General features: G+C 39.9%; 13 protein-coding genes. 8 read left to right on the forward strand and 5 right to left on the reverse strand.

Annotated features, from left to right (window positions below; all coding sequences use genetic code 11):
- Nucleotides 1-129: 129 nt before the first annotated feature.
- Nucleotides 130-2,760: a valine--tRNA ligase gene (locus AAG807_RS05920; RefSeq protein ID WP_341901567.1), complete on the reverse strand. Its 2,631-nt coding sequence runs from the start codon at nucleotides 2,758-2,760 to the stop codon at nucleotides 130-132.
- 199 nt (nucleotides 2,761-2,959) lie between these two features.
- Between AAG807_RS05920 and AAG807_RS05925 the strand changes: the two genes are divergently transcribed.
- Entirely contained in the window at nucleotides 2,960-3,643 is a 684-nt protein-coding gene (locus tag AAG807_RS05925; RefSeq protein WP_341901569.1) for a TIGR02117 family protein, read from the forward strand.
- A gap of 196 nt (nucleotides 3,644-3,839) precedes the next feature.
- Here AAG807_RS05925 and AAG807_RS05930 read toward each other — a convergent pair whose 3' ends face one another.
- Nucleotides 3,840-4,310: a hypothetical protein gene (locus AAG807_RS05930; protein ID WP_341901571.1), complete on the reverse strand. Its 471-nt coding sequence runs from the start codon at nucleotides 4,308-4,310 to the stop codon at nucleotides 3,840-3,842.
- Between the two features lie 39 nt (nucleotides 4,311-4,349).
- Entirely contained in the window at nucleotides 4,350-6,461 is a 2,112-nt protein-coding gene (locus tag AAG807_RS05935) for a Tex family protein (protein ID WP_341901573.1), read from the reverse strand.
- A gap of 255 nt (nucleotides 6,462-6,716) precedes the next feature.
- Between AAG807_RS05935 and AAG807_RS05940 the strand changes: the two genes are divergently transcribed.
- The 3 genes from AAG807_RS05940 to AAG807_RS05950 are packed head-to-tail and all read left to right on the forward strand — an operon-like array spanning nucleotide 6,717 to nucleotide 8,620.
- Complete coding sequence (locus tag AAG807_RS05940) at nucleotides 6,717-7,097, forward strand: septal ring lytic transglycosylase RlpA family protein (protein ID WP_341901574.1); 381 nt, start codon at nucleotides 6,717-6,719, stop codon at nucleotides 7,095-7,097.
- Between the two features lie 21 nt (nucleotides 7,098-7,118).
- Nucleotides 7,119-8,180: a CoA transferase gene (locus tag AAG807_RS05945; RefSeq protein ID WP_341901575.1), complete on the forward strand. Its 1,062-nt coding sequence runs from the start codon at nucleotides 7,119-7,121 to the stop codon at nucleotides 8,178-8,180.
- A complete protein-coding gene (locus AAG807_RS05950) occupies nucleotides 8,177-8,620 on the forward strand; it encodes a GNAT family N-acetyltransferase (RefSeq protein ID WP_341901576.1) in 444 nt (147 codons plus the stop codon). Before AAG807_RS05945 ends, AAG807_RS05950 begins: the two co-directional genes overlap by 4 nt.
- On the opposite strand, the gene AAG807_RS05955 is transcribed toward AAG807_RS05950, so the two are convergent.
- The gene (locus tag AAG807_RS05955; protein WP_341901577.1) at nucleotides 8,603-10,105 is read right to left on the reverse strand and encodes a histidine kinase dimerization/phosphoacceptor domain -containing protein; all 1,503 of its coding nucleotides are present in this window, start codon (nucleotides 10,103-10,105) and stop codon (nucleotides 8,603-8,605) included. The two genes, AAG807_RS05950 and AAG807_RS05955, sit on opposite strands and share 18 nt — an antisense overlap.
- Before the next feature lie 298 nt (nucleotides 10,106-10,403).
- Between AAG807_RS05955 and AAG807_RS05960 the strand changes: the two genes are divergently transcribed.
- Together AAG807_RS05960 and AAG807_RS05965 are read left to right on the forward strand one after the other, a co-directional pair.
- Entirely contained in the window at nucleotides 10,404-12,182 is a 1,779-nt protein-coding gene (locus AAG807_RS05960; protein WP_341901579.1) for an acyl-CoA dehydrogenase family protein, read from the forward strand.
- Nucleotides 12,183-12,385: 203 nt separating this feature from the next.
- The gene (locus AAG807_RS05965; protein WP_341901580.1) at nucleotides 12,386-14,749 is read left to right on the forward strand and encodes a choice-of-anchor J domain-containing protein; all 2,364 of its coding nucleotides are present in this window, start codon (nucleotides 12,386-12,388) and stop codon (nucleotides 14,747-14,749) included.
- 138 nt (nucleotides 14,750-14,887) lie between these two features.
- Here AAG807_RS05965 and AAG807_RS05970 read toward each other — a convergent pair whose 3' ends face one another.
- On the reverse strand, nucleotides 14,888-15,247 hold the full coding sequence (locus tag AAG807_RS05970; protein WP_341901581.1) for a hypothetical protein: 360 nt from the start codon (nucleotides 15,245-15,247) through the stop codon (nucleotides 14,888-14,890).
- Between the two features lie 87 nt (nucleotides 15,248-15,334).
- On the opposite strand from AAG807_RS05970, the gene AAG807_RS05975 reads away from it, so the two are divergent.
- Entirely contained in the window at nucleotides 15,335-15,943 is a 609-nt protein-coding gene (locus AAG807_RS05975; protein WP_341901583.1) for a ribonuclease HII, read from the forward strand.
- A gap of 81 nt (nucleotides 15,944-16,024) precedes the next feature.
- Nucleotides 16,025-18,193: a hypothetical protein gene (locus tag AAG807_RS05980; protein WP_341901585.1), complete on the forward strand. Its 2,169-nt coding sequence runs from the start codon at nucleotides 16,025-16,027 to the stop codon at nucleotides 18,191-18,193.
- Nucleotides 18,194-18,201 lie beyond the last annotated feature (8 nt).

Raw genomic sequence — 18,201 nt, forward strand, 5'->3', positions numbered from 1 at the left:
TAATTACAACTAATAATTTTCTATTTCTTCAAAGCAAAATATCAGAACTAAAACGTTTTTTAAAAGGCTTTCACAAAAAAAATGAGGTACCCGTCTAAACGAATACCTCATCCTGTTTTTCTTTGAATTCTAATTCAAACCTGCCAATTTTTCTTCCAAAATGGCGATTTTCTGTAAAGCATCAGCCTCTTTTTTACGTTCGCTGGCCAAAACTTGTTCCGGTGCTCCGTTAACGAATTTTTCATTGCTCAATTTACCTTGAACACTTTTCAAAAAGCCTTTGGTATAATTCAACTCTTCTTCCATCTTTTCCTTTTCGGCAGACACATCAATTACATCTCCAAAAGGAATAAAATATTCGTTTGAATGAACCATGAATGAATTCGCATTCACTACTTTTTCAGTGGTGTATTCCATCAGGGAAAGATTTCCCATTTTAAGAATTACCGAATCAAAAGAAGGATCGATCTCCGTATTCTTTTTCACGAATAATTCAATGCGAACCTTATTTGCAATATTGTTCTTCTTGCGAATGTTGCGAATATTGGTAACAACGTCCTCCGCAAGTGTGAATTGCTTCAAAACAGAACCATCGAATGATTCAACAGTTGGCCATTTAGCAATGATGATATCTTCACCTTCTTTGCGTTCTCTCAACAAATGCCATAATTCTTCGGCAACAAATGGAGTAAACGGTTGTAACAAACACAACAATTTCTCAAAGAAAACAATGGTTTGATCCAATGTCGCCTGATCGATTGGTTGTTCGTATCCGGGTTTGATCATTTCCAAATACCAGGCACAGAAATCATCCCAAACCAATTTGTAGATTGCCATCAACGCCTCGGAAATCTTGAATTTATTCATCAACTCATTGATGTTCTCCAATTCCTGGTTGAATCGGGCATGAAACCACTCAATCGCTTTAATGGATGCCTTTGGTTGTTCAATAGGCTTTACTTCCCAGCCCATTACCAAACGGGCAGCATTCCAAATCTTATTCGTAAAGTTTCTTCCTTGCTCACACTGACTTGAGTCAAAAGGCAAGTCATTTCCAGCCGGGGAAGAGATCAAAATTCCTAAACGAACACCGTCTGCTCCGTATTTTTCAATCAACTCAATCGGATCCGGGGAATTCCCCAAAGATTTAGACATTTTACGTCCCAATTTATCGCGAACAATTCCGGTGTAATAAACATTTCTGAAAGGCAATTCTCCCATGTATTCATACCCCGCAATGATCATACGAGCAACCCAGAAGAACATGATCTCGGGAGCTGTAACCAAATCATTGGTAGGATAATAATACTTGATCTCTTTATTTCCAGGTTGAGTCAATCCGTTGAAAACAGAAATCGGCCACAACCAGGAAGAGAACCAGGTATCCAATACGTCTTCGTCTTGTTTTAGGTCTGCTGCTGAAAGTGAGTTGTTTCCTGATTTGACTTTTGCCAATTCCAAAGCTTCCTCCATCGTACGGGCAACCACAAAATCATCCGCATCAGATCCATAGAAAAATGCAGGAATGCGATGTCCCCACCAAAGCTGACGGGAAATACACCAATCCTTTACATTCTCCATCCAATGACGGTAGGTATTCTTGAACTTATCCGGGTGGAATGAAATGTTTCCATTCATTACATTTTCCAATGCAGGTTGTGCCAATTCTTTCATGGATACAAACCATTGCAAAGACAAACGTGGTTCAATCACACAATTCGTACGTTCGGAATAACCGATCTTATTGATGTGGTCTTCCACTTTCACCAGGTAACCTTTGTCATCCAATTCTTTGGCGATTTCCTTGCGAACATCGAAACGATCCATTCCTGCGTAATGCAAGCCGTTTTCGTTCACGATTCCGTTATCGTGGAAAATATCTATTGTTTCAAGTCCGTATTTCTTACCCAATTCATAATCATTCACATCATGGGCAGGAGTTACTTTCAAACATCCCGTTCCGAATTCCATCTCCACGTATTCATCACAAATAATTGGAACCGTGCGATTAGCAATTGGAACAATGGCATGTTTCCCATGCAAATGCTTGTAACGCGGATCCTCCGGATGAATACAAATTGCCGAGTCACCTAAAATTGTTTCAGGACGCGTTGTAGCAATGGTTAACCATTCGTCATCCGTTCCTGCAATTTTGTAGCGAACATGGAATAATTTCGAGTTTACTTCTTTGTGAATTACCTCTTCATCAGAAAGTGCCGTACGAGCTTCCGGATCCCAGTTGATCATTCGAACACCACGGTAAATCTTTCCTTTTTGAAATAAGTCTATAAACACATTGATTACAGAATCGGAATATTCCGGATCCATTGTAAATGCAGTTCTTTCCCAATCACAAGAAGCACCTAACTTCTTCAATTGCTGTAAGATTACACCTCCGTATTTTTCTTTCCAGGCAAAAGCATGTTTCAAAAACTCATCACGGGAAAGATCTGATTTTTTGATTCCTTCCTCACGCAATTTGTGAACTACTTTTGCTTCCGTAGCAATGGATGCATGGTCGGTTCCGGGAACCCAACACGCATTTTTACCTTCCATTCGCGCTTTACGAACCAGCACGTCCTGAATGGTATTGTTCAACATGTGTCCCATGTGTAAAACACCCGTCACATTTGGCGGAGGAATGACGACGGTAAACGGCTCACGATCATCTGGTTCTGAATGAAAGTAACCCTTAGCCATCCAATGGCTATACCATCGTTCTTCTGCTGAACGGGGTTCGTACGTTTTTGGAATTTCCATGTTGTTTTATTTAATTTAAGTTGCAAAGGTACTAAAAGAGGGCAATTTATCAATGGCATAAACGCGTCGTTGTCAATATTTTTATGCTGACTGAGCTATTGGTTTCCCAAATCACTTTCGCACTAATCCCGTATGTAAGAGATTCTGATTTGGTCTTCAAAAGCTACGCTTTTTCTTCTATATTTGTTCAAACGACCTTATGAAAAAATACTTAAAAATACTTGCCGCAAGCATGCGATTTTTCTTCGAACTGCTCTTTGCATTTATCTGTATTTATATCCTCGTTTTTCTTATCATTTCTCCATTTACCCTTCAAGCAGAAAAAACAAGTGATCCCAAAACGGAAATCATCTACCTCTCCACCAATGGGATTCATTCGGATGTGATTCTCCCGATTCATCATCCACTAATGGATTGGAAGAAAACTTTGAGTATGGAAAAAGGGTTGGCTGTAGACACTTTTCAAACGCATTTGAAGTTCGGTTGGGGAGATAAGAACTTCTTTCTAAGAACCAAAGAATGGAGTGATATGGAGGTTGGAACAGTTGTAAATACGGTTTTTGGAAGAGGTCCGGGAGCCATGCACCTGATTTTGTGCACCCCAAAAGATTTGGATAAAACGAGTTTGGTAGAAATCCATCTGACTAAACAACAGTATCAGAAACTCTGTGCTTTTATCAGATGTAGCTTTCAATTCAAGGACGGAAAAGCAGAGGTTATTGAAAATCATCCTTATGGGACATATGATTTTTTCTATGATTCCAGCATTGAGTATAACATGACCTATACCTGCAACACCTGGACAAATAATGCGTTAAAGCGCGCAGGGCAAAAAGCATGCGTGTGGACGCCGTTTAAAGGAGCTATTTTTTCGAAGTATTGAATTAGTCTTCTATAAGTCAATAAAAACAGTCGGTTCGCAATATGGCAAATTTGCGAATTGACCCTCCATTTGTTTATCATTGAGCATCCAAAAACATCATCAAAAAGATGGATAGACATGTGTCTATTTACTCAGTGAATTCAGGTGTTTCCTTGTTCATCAAAACAAAAAAGCCCTCTTTCAAGGGCTTCATCTATTATTTTTTACCTTTTCCATTCGAATTGCCTGAATTACCTTTCGACTTTCCATTTCCGTCAGATTTTCCTGAATTCCCTTTCGATTTGTCTTTCGCTTTCCCTTTCAAAGCATGGAATTCTGCAGAACCTGGTTTAATCCCCAGTTCTTTTGCCATTGCACCCCAACCTTTGGATTTACTTTTCTTGTAAACCGAAATCACATCTTCAAGAGGTCTTTTTACGATGGTAGAAATTTGACATGCCATAAATGCATCACCTGCATTCATTCCCACTTTGAAACAAGCTTCCACTTTAGGAAGTGTGACATTGAATGTTTTGGTTAAACTCAACTTGAAAGAAGCCAGATCTTTATTTCCATCCGTATTCACAATCTTCAAACTGGCATCCAATTCGGTGTCACCGGATCTGTAATCCTGACCTAAAGCGATACCTGATACGAACATCAACGCTAAAAGAATAGTCTTCTTCATAATTATTTAGTTGTTTTTAAGTAAGTATACGCTTTTTTATTAAGTCAACCGCTGTAACCCAACTCTTTTGCGGGCCTCGTCGATTTCCATTACCCGCACTTCTACGTGCTCATGCAATGAAATGACCTTCGTAGGATCTTCCACATAATGATCCGCCAAATTGGATTTATGAATCAACCCATTCTCCTTAATTCCGATATTGACAAAAGCTCCGAAATTGGTTACGTTGGTGACAATTCCGGTAAGGATCATTCCCTCTTTCAAATCAGCTATTGTGCGAATCCGCGTATCAAACTCCAAAACCTTGGCTTGCTTTCGCGGGTCACGACCCGGTTTCTTTAATTCTTTGATAATATCTGCAAATGTAAACGAATCGATTTCAGAAAAATCTGCATGCTTGATTTCATTCAATTTCGCCTCATTTCCAATCAGGTCTTTCAGTTCAACACCCAGTTTTTTAGCCATTTTATGGACGAATTTGTAGCTCTCAGGGTGAACAGATGAGTTGTCCAATGGATTTTCACCTTCACGAACCCTTAAAAATCCGGCAGCTTGCTCGTAAGCCTTATCTCCTAATCGTTTTACTTTCTTCAACTCTTCACGCGATCTGATTCCGCCATTTTCTGTCCGGTAAGCGACGATGTTTTCAGCCAGTCCAATTCCCAAACCGGAAACATAACTCAACAAATATGGGGAAGCTGTGTTCAGATCGACTCCAACAGCATTCACGGCAGAAACAACCACATCATCCAAAGCGTCTTTTAAAGATGTCTGATTCACTTCATGTTGATATTGACCGACACCAACCGATTTCGGATCAATTTTCACCAATTCGGCCAAAGGATCCATCAAACGGCGACCAATGGAAACTGCTCCACGAACCGTTACATCGTAATCCGGAAATTCCTTACGCGCAATGGGACTTGCAGAATAAATCGAAGCACCATCCTCTCGCACGGCATATACTTCCAAATCCCGGTCAAAACGAATGTGTTTGATAAATGATTCGGTCTCTCGACCTGCTGTTCCATCTCCGATGGCAATCGTTTCTATTTTATAAGCCTGAACCAATTGAAAAATCTTGGAAGAAGCCTTATCTTTTTCGTTTTGAGGGGCGTGAGGATAAATCGTCACATTCGTCAGCAGTGTTCCATGTTCATCCAAACAAACCACTTTACAACCTGTTCTAAATCCAGGATCAATAGCCAATGTGCGTTTATTTCCAACCGGAGGAGCCAATAATAACTGTTTCAGGTTCGTAGAGAAAACAGAAATCGCTTCTTTATCCGCCTTTTCTTTCGCTTGAGCCAATAATTCATTTTCCAAGGACGAACACATCAGTCGGGAATAGGATTCCTTACAAGCCTTAGCCACCAAGTCTCCACATTCGTCGTCTGTTTTTACAAAGAAACGCTCCAGGGATTCCAATGCATCGTCTTTTTCAGGTTGTGCCTTCAGGGATAAGATTCCTTCCCGTTCTGCACGAACAATTGCCAAAAAACGATGCGAAGCCACTTTGTAAAGCGGTTCTGAAAAATCGAAATAATCACGGTATTTTGCTCCTTCTTCCTCTTTCCCTTTCATCAATTTGGACACGAAAACTGCTTTCCGCTGAAACAAGGTTCTGACACGTCCGCGGGCAATCGCATTTTCATTGATCCATTCCGCCATGATATCCACAGCACCTTGAATTGCCATATCTTCATCCACTACATCGCCTTTCAAAAAGCGCTCGGCCATCTGTTCGGGATCACCACCACGCTGCGACATGATCATGCGAGCCAAAGGTTCCAAGCCCAATTTCTTTGCTTTATCCCCTTTTGTCTGGCGTTTCTGTTTATAAGGCAAATAAATGTCTTCCAATACGATGGAATCAAAACAAGTCAAAACCTTTGTTTTCAATTCGTCGGTCAACTTTCCTTGTTCCTCTATGGAGCCAATAATCGTTTGCTGACGTGCAATCAATTCATCGAATTTTTTAGCCAGATCCCGGATCTGTGCAATTTGAACCTCATCCAAACCACCCGTCATCTCTTTTCGGTATCTTGAAATAAACGGAACGGTTGCTCCTCCTTCCAATAATCCGATAGTATTTTGAATTGCCTTTTCTTTTAATCCTGAGGCATTTAGTACGAATTCATTTTTTTGCATAGGCACAAATATAAAAGTTCGGAAAAACTCTCCGGTACACTGTTGAAAAAGAAGTCTGAAATTCGACCCGATACTCAACCAAATTATCTGTTTATCAAGTTGTTTTGAAATCTGAAAGGCACGCTCTTTTTTGCGACGCGCTAAAACCTATCTGGCATTGAAAGCATTGTTTTCTCATGTTAACATATTGTAAATCCTTGGTTCAGCCCATCCAGTTTCCCTATCTTAGCTATCCAACTTTTAATTTTAGACAGTTTGAGATATTGGATTTTTGGAATAATTGCAGGTGGTTTTCTAGTGAGTTTTCAACTCCAGAACCCTTTTACACAAACAGGTAATGCGAGTTATTACTCGAATAAATTTCAAGGTAGAAGAACGGCTTCCGGTGCAACATATCACAAAGACAGTATGTATTGCGCCCATAAATCCTTGAAGTACGGAACTATTCTGAAAGTGACCAACTTGAAAAATGATTCCATCATCATGGTCAAGGTCGTAGATCGCATGGGGAAATCCTCCCCGCACATCATTGATCTAAGTATGGCAGGAGCTCAGAAATTGAATTTTGTACGAAATGGAATTGCAAAAGTGAAAGTGGAGGAAGTTATTCCAATTCCGATAGCAAAAGCAGACTAAGATTTTTCATACTTTTACTTCATGTTTGAAGATTTAAAGGTCATTGATTGCTCTACCGTACTAGCTGGTCCATCTGTTGGAACCTTTTTCGCTGAACTGGGTGCTTCCGTAACAAAAATCGAAAACCCAGCCATTCCGGACGTAACGCGCACGTGGAAATTGGCATCTGAAGATAAAAACACTTCGGTTTCCGCCTATTTTTCATCTGTAAATTACCACAAACACTATTTAAAACTAGACTTCAAGAACAAAACGGATTTAAACCAATTGGTTGATTTGATTAAAACCGCGGATATCTTCTTAAGCAATTTCAAAAAAGGTGACGCAGAAAAATTCGGTCTAACGGATTCGTTTCTGCTTTCCATCAATTCGCGTTTAATCATCGGGAAAATATCCGGATTCGGGGAGGAAAGTGACCGGGTGGCGTACGATTTAATCCTTCAGGCAGAAACCGGTTTCATGTCCATGAATGGAACTTCCGATTCGGGACCGGTAAAAATGCCCGTTGCCTTGATTGATGTTCTCGCTGCACACCAATTAAAAGAAGGTATTTTAACCGCCTTGTTGAAGCGTACAAAAACAAATCAAGGATCAGTCGTTTCCGTTTCCTTATACGCTGCGGCCATTTCTTCATTGGCGAACCAAGCTTCCAATTATCTGATGGAGGGATATACTCCCCAACGAATTGGTAGTTTGCATCCGAACATTGCTCCTTATGGGGAAATATTCAGAACCAATGACGGAAGACTCATCACTTTTGCAATTGGAAGCAATAAGCATTTTCAAATTCTGTGCGACTTTCTTGGGCTTTCAAAACTGACCTCTGACGAGCGCTTTTCCGGAAATGTGGAACGGGTTAAAAACAGGACTGAGCTTCAGGAAATCATTCAGGAAATCATTTCGCGCTGGAATGCAGATGACATCATGGAATTTATGCACGAACATTTTGTTCCGGCTGGTCTTATCCGGGATTTGGAAGAAGTTTTTAAAAACCCGGAAAGCAGAAAGCTGATTCGGACAGAGCCTATTGAAAATATCCAAACAAAACGGGTATCACAAATCGCATTTCAACTGAAATCATGATAGAAGTAAAAATTCCAAAAACTCAGGAAGAGTGGGATTCGTATTACGATCTTCGCTACCGCATCTTAAGAGAACCGCTGGGAAAAGAACGAGGTTCCGAACGAAATGACGGAGATGAAAATGGAATCCATTTCGCATTGGTTGATGGCAAGAAGTTCATTGCAGTTGCACGATTAGATCACGTAGACCAAGCAATCTGTCAAGCTCGTTTCGTTGCCGTTGAATCCGATTTGCAAGGGAAAGGATATGGAAGAGAAATCATGACTGCCTTGGAAAATAAAGCGGAGAGACTCGGTTACAGTACCATGATCCTTCACGCAAGGGATTATGCACTTGCTTTCTATGAAAAATTGGGGTATAAGCTGGTAGGTCCTTCTTATAAGTTATTTGATGTCCTGCAACATTTCGAAATGTTCAAACCATTAACGCATAGAGAATGAAACACAAATTTTCATTCCATTCGTACCATCAATGTCCAAATTCCCATTCAGGTGTTCCACCATACCACGAATGATTTCAACGCCACTTCCGGTCAATTCACGGTTATCTTTAACACCTCTTCCATTATCGGAAATTTCCAACACCCCTTTTGGTCCGTGCATTTGAAAATCAATACGGATCACACCGATTTCATTTTCTCCAAAAGCATGTTTGTACGAATTCAGGACAGCTTCATTGATAATAATTCCGATGGACATTGCCAGTGAACTTTTGACCTCACAACTATCGATACTTGTCAATAGTTGTAATTGTTTCTGCGGAAAAGAAAGACTCTCCCGTAAACTTTGAACCAACCTGTTCACATATTGATTCAACGAAATACGCAAGTTCCTGGAATTCTCGGTCAACATTTCATGCAAATTCAAGATACTCTGAACACGATTCACCGAATCCAACATCAAATTTTTATGATACGAATCCCGGGCCTTACTCACTTGGATATTCAATAAACTGGTCGTGATCTTCAAATTATTTACAATGCGATGGTTTGTCTCGATCAACAAACGTTTCTGTTGACGCAAAGCAGCTTCCAATTCTTGTTGCGCCAATTTTCGTTTATGTGTTTCAACAGCAAGAGAAACCATCTGTGCAGCAATCAATCCGAACTTCTGATCATTCAAAGACCAGTTCCTTGTCTGTTTGATCTGTTCAAAACAAATAACACCTATGATACTCCCTTCTGATCGCAGTGGAATATCCATCAGGGATACAATTCCATTTGGCACCAGATACGCATCATTCAACTCGGATGTGTAAGGGGAAGTTTGGGCATTGGCTGTCAGAATGATTTTTTCTGTTTCGAACAGCATGAAATAAGTAGGCATTTCAATAACAGGCAACGATTCCTGAGGGATCATTTTACCAACTCTTGTATCGTAATTTCCGATACACTCGATATGTTCATGTAAATCATCAAAAAGCCATGCATTTACGCGAGTTACCCCAACAGCTTTTGATGACATTTCCAATATTTCATAAATGGCATCATGCAGCTTCCCGTTCCGTATCTTTTTCGACTTGGAAAGCGACTCAATGGTCAGTGTTTTACGGAGCAGATCTCTTCTTTTTCGTTCAATATGAGTTGCATCCACCAAACTTCCAAGTACCAGGTAATCATTCTCATCGACTTTCCAGGCTGCCATGCGCATTCGTGCGTTGAAAATACTTCCATCTACTTTTTTAAGCATCACTTGCAAATCCACATAGCGCGAAGTATTCAAATCCCGAAGAAAAAGTTCTATCCGTTCGTGTTCATAGGTCAGATGATTAAAAATGGTTGTTCCAACCAAAGACCCTTTACCGAGCAGCTTTTCCAAATCAAAAGATGCGTGTAAAATCCTGCCATCCTGATCAAATATCACCAGGCTCTCATCCATCCCGGAGATTAGTTTTCGAAGTGTAGAAAGAATATCTTGTTGTGCCATAGCAGTTTACAGTAGTCAAATGTAGTCGATTTTTTATTACCCAGGTGACAATCAGGACTAAGTTTTTACTAAATTTATCGTATGATGCACTACAATGAGTAAACGGCTGTTTTTATGGGTAAATTCACCATGACTGCGCTCGGCGAACTTTATAATTGATATAGCTATCATTTTAGCAGCTTCGAAACACTCAATCTTTAAATTGAGTCCCATTTAAAATAAACTATTATTATGCTTGCATAGTATTAATTTAATTTTTATTTTAGCAACAGAAACGAACTTAAAACAACATAAAATTATGTCACAAGCTATCAAAGGCGGAGAATTCATCATCCGCGATGTTACCCACCAAGAAATCTTTACACCGGAAGAATGGTCAGAAGAGCAGCACATGATTGCTCAGACTTGTGATGATTTTATTGAACAGGAAATCACTCCCCTTTTGGACAAAATTGATAAGATGGAAGAAGGTTTAATGCCTTCATTGATTCAGAAAGCGGGTGAATTGGGAATGCTTGGCTTATCTGTTCCTGAGGAATTAGGTGGAATGGGTGTGGATTTCAAAACCTCGCTTTTGGCAACGGAACGCCTTGGAAAAGGGCATTCATTCTCGGTAGCATACGGTGCACATACAGGTATCGGTACCTTACCTTTGTTGTATTACGGTAATGCAGAGCAAAAAGCAAAGTATATTCCAAAATTGGCCAGTGGTGAATGGAAAGCAGCTTATTGCTTAACTGAACCAAGTGCGGGGTCGGATGCAAACTCCGGAAAAACAAAAGCGGTTCTTTCAGCAGATGGAAAACACTATGTTTTGAATGGTCAAAAAATGTGGATCACCAATGGAGGATTCGCCAATTTCTTCACTGTATTTGCAAAAATTGATGAGGACAAAAATCTTTCTGCATTTCTGGTGGAAGCAGATTCGGAAGGAATCAGTCTGAATCCGGAAGAAAAGAAAATGGGGATTAAGGGCTCATCTACTCGTCAAGTATTCTTTAATAACGTGAAAGTACCTGTTGAAAACATGCTTTCAGAACGGGAAAATGGGTTTAAGATCGCTTTGAACATCCTAAACATCGGTCGGATAAAATTGGCTGCCGGTGTCTTAGGTGGAGCCAAACAAACCATTACGGATTCCATCCGCTATGCAAACGAACGCGAACAATTTGGAAGAATCATTTCAAAATATGGAGCAATCCGCTTCAAAATTGCGGAACAGGCAATCAAAACGTATGTAGCTGAATCCGCTATTTATCGTGCAGGTCAAAATATAGACGATGCGATTCAGGCATTAGTTGCCGGTGGAATGGAAAAAGGAGCTGCAACCCTAAAAGGAATCGAACAATTTGCCCCGGAATGTGCCATTTTAAAAGTTGCGGGATCCGAATGTCTGGATTACGTTGCTGATGAAGGTGTTCAAATTTTTGGAGGTATGGGATATTCAGCGGAGTCTTCTGTAGAAAGAGGTTACCGTGATTCAAGAATCAACCGCATTTTTGAAGGAACAAATGAAATCAATCGCCTATTGATTGTTGACATGGTGTTACGTCGCGCAATGAAAGGTGAATTGGATTTGATGGGTCCGGCAATGAAAGTAGCTTCCGAGTTAATGAGTATTCCGGAAATGACGGAATTAGGTTCCCATCCGTTGGCATCCCAAAGACAAGCATTATCCGGATTTAAGAAAACGATTTTGATGGTTGCAGGTTCAGCCGTTCAAAAACTGATGCAAACCATGTCCAAGGAGCAGGAAATCCTAATGAACATTGCTGACATTGCTATTTGGGTTTACCAAGCGGAATCTGTATTGTTACGTGTAGAAAAGTTAATCGAAAAACAAGGAGAGGCCGCTGCTGCAGTTCCAATTTCGATTGTAAAAACATACTTCTATGATGTCGCAGAATTGATCGAAAAAGCAGCGAAGGATGCAATCTATAGCTTTGCTGAAGGTGATGAATCCCGCATGATGGTTACCGGAGTGAGACGTTTCACGAAAATTGATCCGATCAATCCGAAAAACGAAAGACAGACAATTGCTCAATACCTTATTGACAAAAACGCATATACTTTGTAGTTCCTTTCCCGATAGAAATCGGAACCCATTTGGTATTACATTAAAAAGCCATTCGTTATTTGACGGATGGCTTTCTTGTTTTCCCCGAATTATTAAGCCCCTAATCAAATATACATTTCACTCGTCTCCAAAAACTTTATCTACCAATTAGTTTTTTCAATCAGGTATTATTGAATATCTTCGCCGTTCCATTAATTATAATTATGAAAAAACACATCCTATTCATTGCCTCATTTCTGAGCTTTTTCAGTTTTTCCCAAACCTATTATCTTGAAGATTTCGACGGTGTTGGTGGTCCAACCGCCGGTGGTGCAGGAACATACACTTTCGCCCCTGGATTTTTGCTTCGAAATGTTGACAACCGAACACCTGATGCTCAAGTAGCTTATGTGAACGAGGCTTGGGAAAGACGAGAAGATTTTGCCCAAAACGTTTCTGATTCTGTTGCATTTAGCACTTCATTTTATTCTCCTACCGGAGCTGCAGATGATTTCATGTGGACACCCGCGCTAACCATTCTGCCTAACACTACGCTGTTTTGGAATGGAAAAGCTTATGATGCTACTTATTCGGATGGATATGAAGTTCGAATCATGACTACTCCTCCAACAGGTGGTAACGCAGTTCTTGGAAATCAAGTAAGTAATTCGACAGTTATTTTTTCAACGGCTGCCGAAAATTCAACATGGACGAATCGTTCCGTTTCATTGAATACATACGCCGGACAAACAGTTTACATTGGTTTTAGAAACACTTCCAACGACAAATTCATCCTGGTAATTGATGATATTGAATTGCGAGTGATTAACAATTTTGATTTAGAGGTGATTACACCAACTCAAAATCCTTATACGATAGCACCTGCCAATCAATTGACAACTGCTCAAAACTTCAAATTGGAAGCTGTTATTAAGAATCAAGGAATACAAGCTATGACCAATGTAGCATTAGGTTGTCAGGTCATCAAGGATGGAATTCTGGAAACTACGGTTATGAGTAGTTCCATTCCGTCATTGGCATCAGGAGCTACTTCTGCAGCTATGACCGCAAGTTATACACCAACTTCAAATGGAGTCTACACTTTCAAATATTTCCCGGTTGCAACAGAGACAGATGAAGCCACATCAAATGACACGATTCAGTCTGCGATTCCAATCACCGTTACAGATTCTGAAATGGCAAGAGATAACGGGATCGTTGTGGGGCAGCTCGGAATAGGAGCTGGTACAGTTGGATACATCGGTCAGGTATTCAACATTGAAAACACGACTTCGTTAACGAGTGTGAATGTTTACTTCAACAGAGGATATGTCGGCAAAAGACTTGCTACAGCTATTTACAATACCAATGGAAGTGGAGTGCCAGTCACATTGCTAACCTCCACAGATACGCTTCTTTATATTGACGACAGTGCGAGAATGTATACCCTTCCGATTCATGGAGGTCCATTGACCCTTGCTCCCGGAAAATACGGTTTCATGCAAATTGAATTTGATTCCACTCTTGCTCTTGGTCAAACATCTGCAGTATTTCAAAACAATACAGTTTTTGTTCAATGGGCAGCGAATGGTCCGAATTTTACTCCAGTTGAAAGTTTTGGAGTAAATTTTGCAAAGTCTTATTATCTAAGACCTCAATTTGACATTTGTTTCGGGGAAATCGGTGGCGTTTTGTCTTCATCCAATAATTCAACATGTGAACTGGCAAACGGAGATGCTACAATAACTTTAGAACCTGGCTATTCTGTAGAATGGGAAGATTCAACTACGAATACCACCATTACAGGTTTAAATTCAGGTTTCTATACCTATACTATTTCGAATGCAGATTGTTCGTTTAGTGATTCGGTTGAAATAACTACGACTCAAATCCCTGACGCCTCATTGGTTTCTTCCACAAATCCATTGTGTATCGGTGATTCCGGACAAATTGAAATCGGGATTCAAAATGGTCAAGCTCCTTATACAGTTAGTTGGAACATTGCCGGTAATTCAACAATCCTGATTGCTCCGGCCGGAACATATACTGCAACAATCACGGATGCTGGAGGTTGTACGACATCCATTTCAGGTACATTGAATGACCCTGCTCCGATAGTGGCAAATTCATCTTCTACAAATAGCACTTGTGCAACATGTCCGGATGGAAGTGCAAGCGTTACTCCAACCGGCGGAACTGCTCCTTATTCATACCTTTGGAGTGATGGCTCAACAACCGGTTCCATTACAAATGCGCTTCCCGGAACCTATAATGTAACCATTACTGATGCAAATGGCTGTGAAATGGCGGCATCGGTCACCATCAATTTCTCTTCTCTTGGAATTGATGAATTACTGCAATTCGGGGTTACGGTTTATCCAAATCCGATGACTGATTTCATCAAAATCGAATCTGCAAAGGATGCCATTGAAAGTGCTCAATTAATTGACAATTCCGGTCGTTTAGTATTGGAAAGCACCATTAACAGTAAAGTCGGAACAATTGAAACATCCCAGTTGGCAAAAGGGAATTACCAACTGATTCTGAAAACAGGAGATCAGACTTTCAAAGTTCAAGTCGTTAAGTAATCTGAAAAGACGAAGCATAAAAAAGCCCCGATCCACTTATGGAATCGGGGCTTTTTAATTTATAGCAATCAGTTTTCCTACGCATGAAATGTTGTACTTCCGCCACGGCGGATTCATTTTCGAAAGCGATGCTTTCTCTTACTTCAAATACTTGTCTTTCATATCCTGGAAAGTCATGTTTTCACCTCCCACAGAAATGGTACGCAAATCCAAGGCAACCAATAAACGGTTAACCACATTCAGATTTGACTCTTCATTTTTCAATAAAGTCACTTTTAAAACATCTGTTGATTCATTGAAAGCTACTGAGAAATAATCTTTATAATAACCTTTCACAGCATCTACTTTCTCAGAAGTGATTGATTCAGGAACCGAGAACTCGTATACGCCGTTTGATTTTCCAGTTTTCAATTGAGCTTCACTGATTGAAGCTGAGTTTTGACTAAATGCAAAAGAACTTGCTAAAGACAAAACAAATATCATAACTAACTTTTTCATAATTCTATAACAGTTTATAAGTAGACGTTAAAAAAACCTAAAGGTTGTATGAGCTAAATATACAACTATTTTGATAACATTTGCAGTATGCAATTATTAGACCATTTCGATAAAAACAAACTGGAAGCCGGCTGTGATGAGGCTGGAAGAGGCTGTCTTGCAGGTCCGGTGGTTTGTGCCTCAGTAATCCTACCCAAAGGTTTTTCGCATGAGTTGTTGAATGATTCTAAACAACTTTCCGAAAAAAGTAGAAATATCTTACGTCCGATTATTGAACAGGAAGCACTTGCTTATTCCGTTCAGTTTTTGCAACCTGATGAAATAGCTGAGTTGAATATTCTGAAAGCTTCATTGACCGGAATGTATCGTGCGGCAATGGCTTTACAGGTTCGACCGGAGCTACTGCTTATTGATGGGAACAAGGCCCTGCTCTCAAACGAGATCCCTTCCATTCCGATTATTAAAGGTGATGGAAAATATAAAAATATTGCGGCAGCTTCGATTCTTGCAAAAACGTATCGGGATGAGTACATGGAACAACTTCATCATGAATTCCCGCATTACGACTGGAAGGTGAATAAGGGGTATCCAACCAAAGCACATCGGAAAGCAATTGAAATTCACGGAGCTTGTATTCATCATCGTCCCGGGTTCAACCTACTGGGAAAAGGACAATTATCGCTATTCATGGAGTAAACACTCAGCTGTTAACTACTTCATGAGAAAGATGTGAACCACACTAAGCGAAGTACTATTTTTGATGAATAGTCAGGTAGTATGTTCAATCGTTCGGTAATTGTTTTTTTGGTAATCTGCTCTTTGAGTTGGATCAGCTATGTTGGTTTCACACTTGTTGAAGGTTCAAGCGCTCCGCCAACTCCGGAAAATGCCTTTTCTCAAAAAGATGATACGATTATTGTAGTTCACAATTCTTCGGAAATCGATTACACCAATTCAATCGTTTCTTCTCTTCAGAAAAATAGTTTTTTCGCCATCTTATTAAACCAACCCGAACGAATTCAACATTTCTATTTTTCAACAAGTCGGGATTTGGTGTTATTGGAACGAAGTAAACCTTGGACAAGTGAAATCGTGAAAAATTATGTGGAAGGACTCGCTTTATCTTCCACTATTTCAACTCAAAAACATCTCTCCCTATCCAATAACTGGAAGGGCGAATTTCATGGGAAATACCTGCTACTCTATCTTGGAGAATGGGGACCGGCTTCAAAAAGTGTTGTTTCCTGGAAGTATCTGGACCGAAAAAGCAGCTTGTCATTGGTTTATAAGACAAGCGATAACACCTATGAAATTGAAGATTCCTATTTTATTTCCAGCTACAACACCAAATCCATTACTCATACCGGGACTAAAGCTTTACCATTAATAAACGATCAGGAATTATTTCAAGAGCTCATTCCAGCCGATTTTGACGCCTATACTTTTTACGAAAAGAATTACTTCCTTTCAAAATTCCCGAAAAAATCAATCGCTTACGAATGGATGGATTTTGGTTTGGCGCTTGTCGTTAATCAGAAAGATAGCTGCCTGATTACAGATTATAAACCCGGTCAGGATCCGTTGGCAATTTTAAGTGAATTGGATCGCGTTGAGCTTTCAGACAAACAAAAACAAGCCATCTTAAAAGGTCATTCCTTTCCATTCCTTCGATCGGATAAAAAGATTTACCTGGAACTATTCAATAATAGTGTTCTCATTTCAAATTCCCAACAGAGTATCAATCGCATTATCGGAGCTTATGAAACGGGAGCAACTCTGGAGCAATCCACCACACTGAAATTCAAACTATTCAATAACAGTCCGCAAAAAGTGTCTTATCGCCATTTTGATCGGAACCAGCAAATTACCTTAAGTCGACTCACAGGAGCAAATCATGGTACGATTCAACTGCTCAATGAAGAGGAATCTGATTCTGAATCCGATGCAAAGGAGCTTCCAACATTGAATCCATTGCGTTTGGATGACAATTTACGCAACTTAAGTCCAATTCCCGGTTCAAATAACCTGGTTGCGATTACTCAATCCAATACCCTCTACTTTATCGGAAGCAAACAAATCCTTTGGAGTAAAAATCTGGAATCAGAGCCTATTGGCAATCCGGTATTCATCGGAAATGGATTGTTTCTAACCACAAAAAATGGTGTTCAAGGTTTTGACCGGAACGGAAATAATCTTGCCGGTTTCCCGATTGTCTGCAATGAGGTGACCAGTAACCTGTTTTCTTATTATTGGAATGGAAAGGATTTTATTTCTTTCGTTGCGGATGGACAAATTCAGTCTTACGGAACCAACGGAAAACAAGGTTTCAAGATTGGTGTGAACGGACCTTTACAAAAAGAATCCCAACTGGTCATTCAAGGAAAAAAGGGGGAACTGATCGCTCATGTTTGCACCAACTCCAATTGGTCTAGTATCTCCGTTAAACGAAGACGTTTGATTAAATCTCACAACTTAAGTGAGGGAGAATGGCATTTGGTGAAAGTGAACAGTACCATCAGCCTTTTGGGATTAGTGAAAAAGCAATTCATCCGAATGAATGAAAATGGAAACAAAGCGATGTTGGTCGGGAATGTATCTGCCATATTAAACACACAGAATTTCGGAGAAGAAAAGCTATTCTTTTTAAATCAACAGAGTACCATTTATGTCATTACAAGCGCCGGAACTATTTTAAGTCAATTCAATTCGACCATTGGAAACATAGATGATGCAACTATTATAAAGCTACCTAACAATAAAACTCTTGTTGGAATTATCGATGGGATTGCCAATAATTGTTATATTTATTCCACACGTGGAAATGAACTGAATAAAGAAAGCTACGAAGGTTCAAATAAAATAACGTTCCAGAAACAAACAGATGGAACCATTTTATTAGTTTCGCAGGCAAATGGCTATTTGATTCGTTATCCATTAAACTATTAAAAGACTAC

Origin of the sequence: Fluviicola taffensis DSM 16823 (genome assembly GCF_943372375.1) — a bacterium.
Classification (GTDB): domain Bacteria; phylum Bacteroidota; class Bacteroidia; order Flavobacteriales_D; family Crocinitomicaceae; genus Fluviicola; species Fluviicola taffensis_A.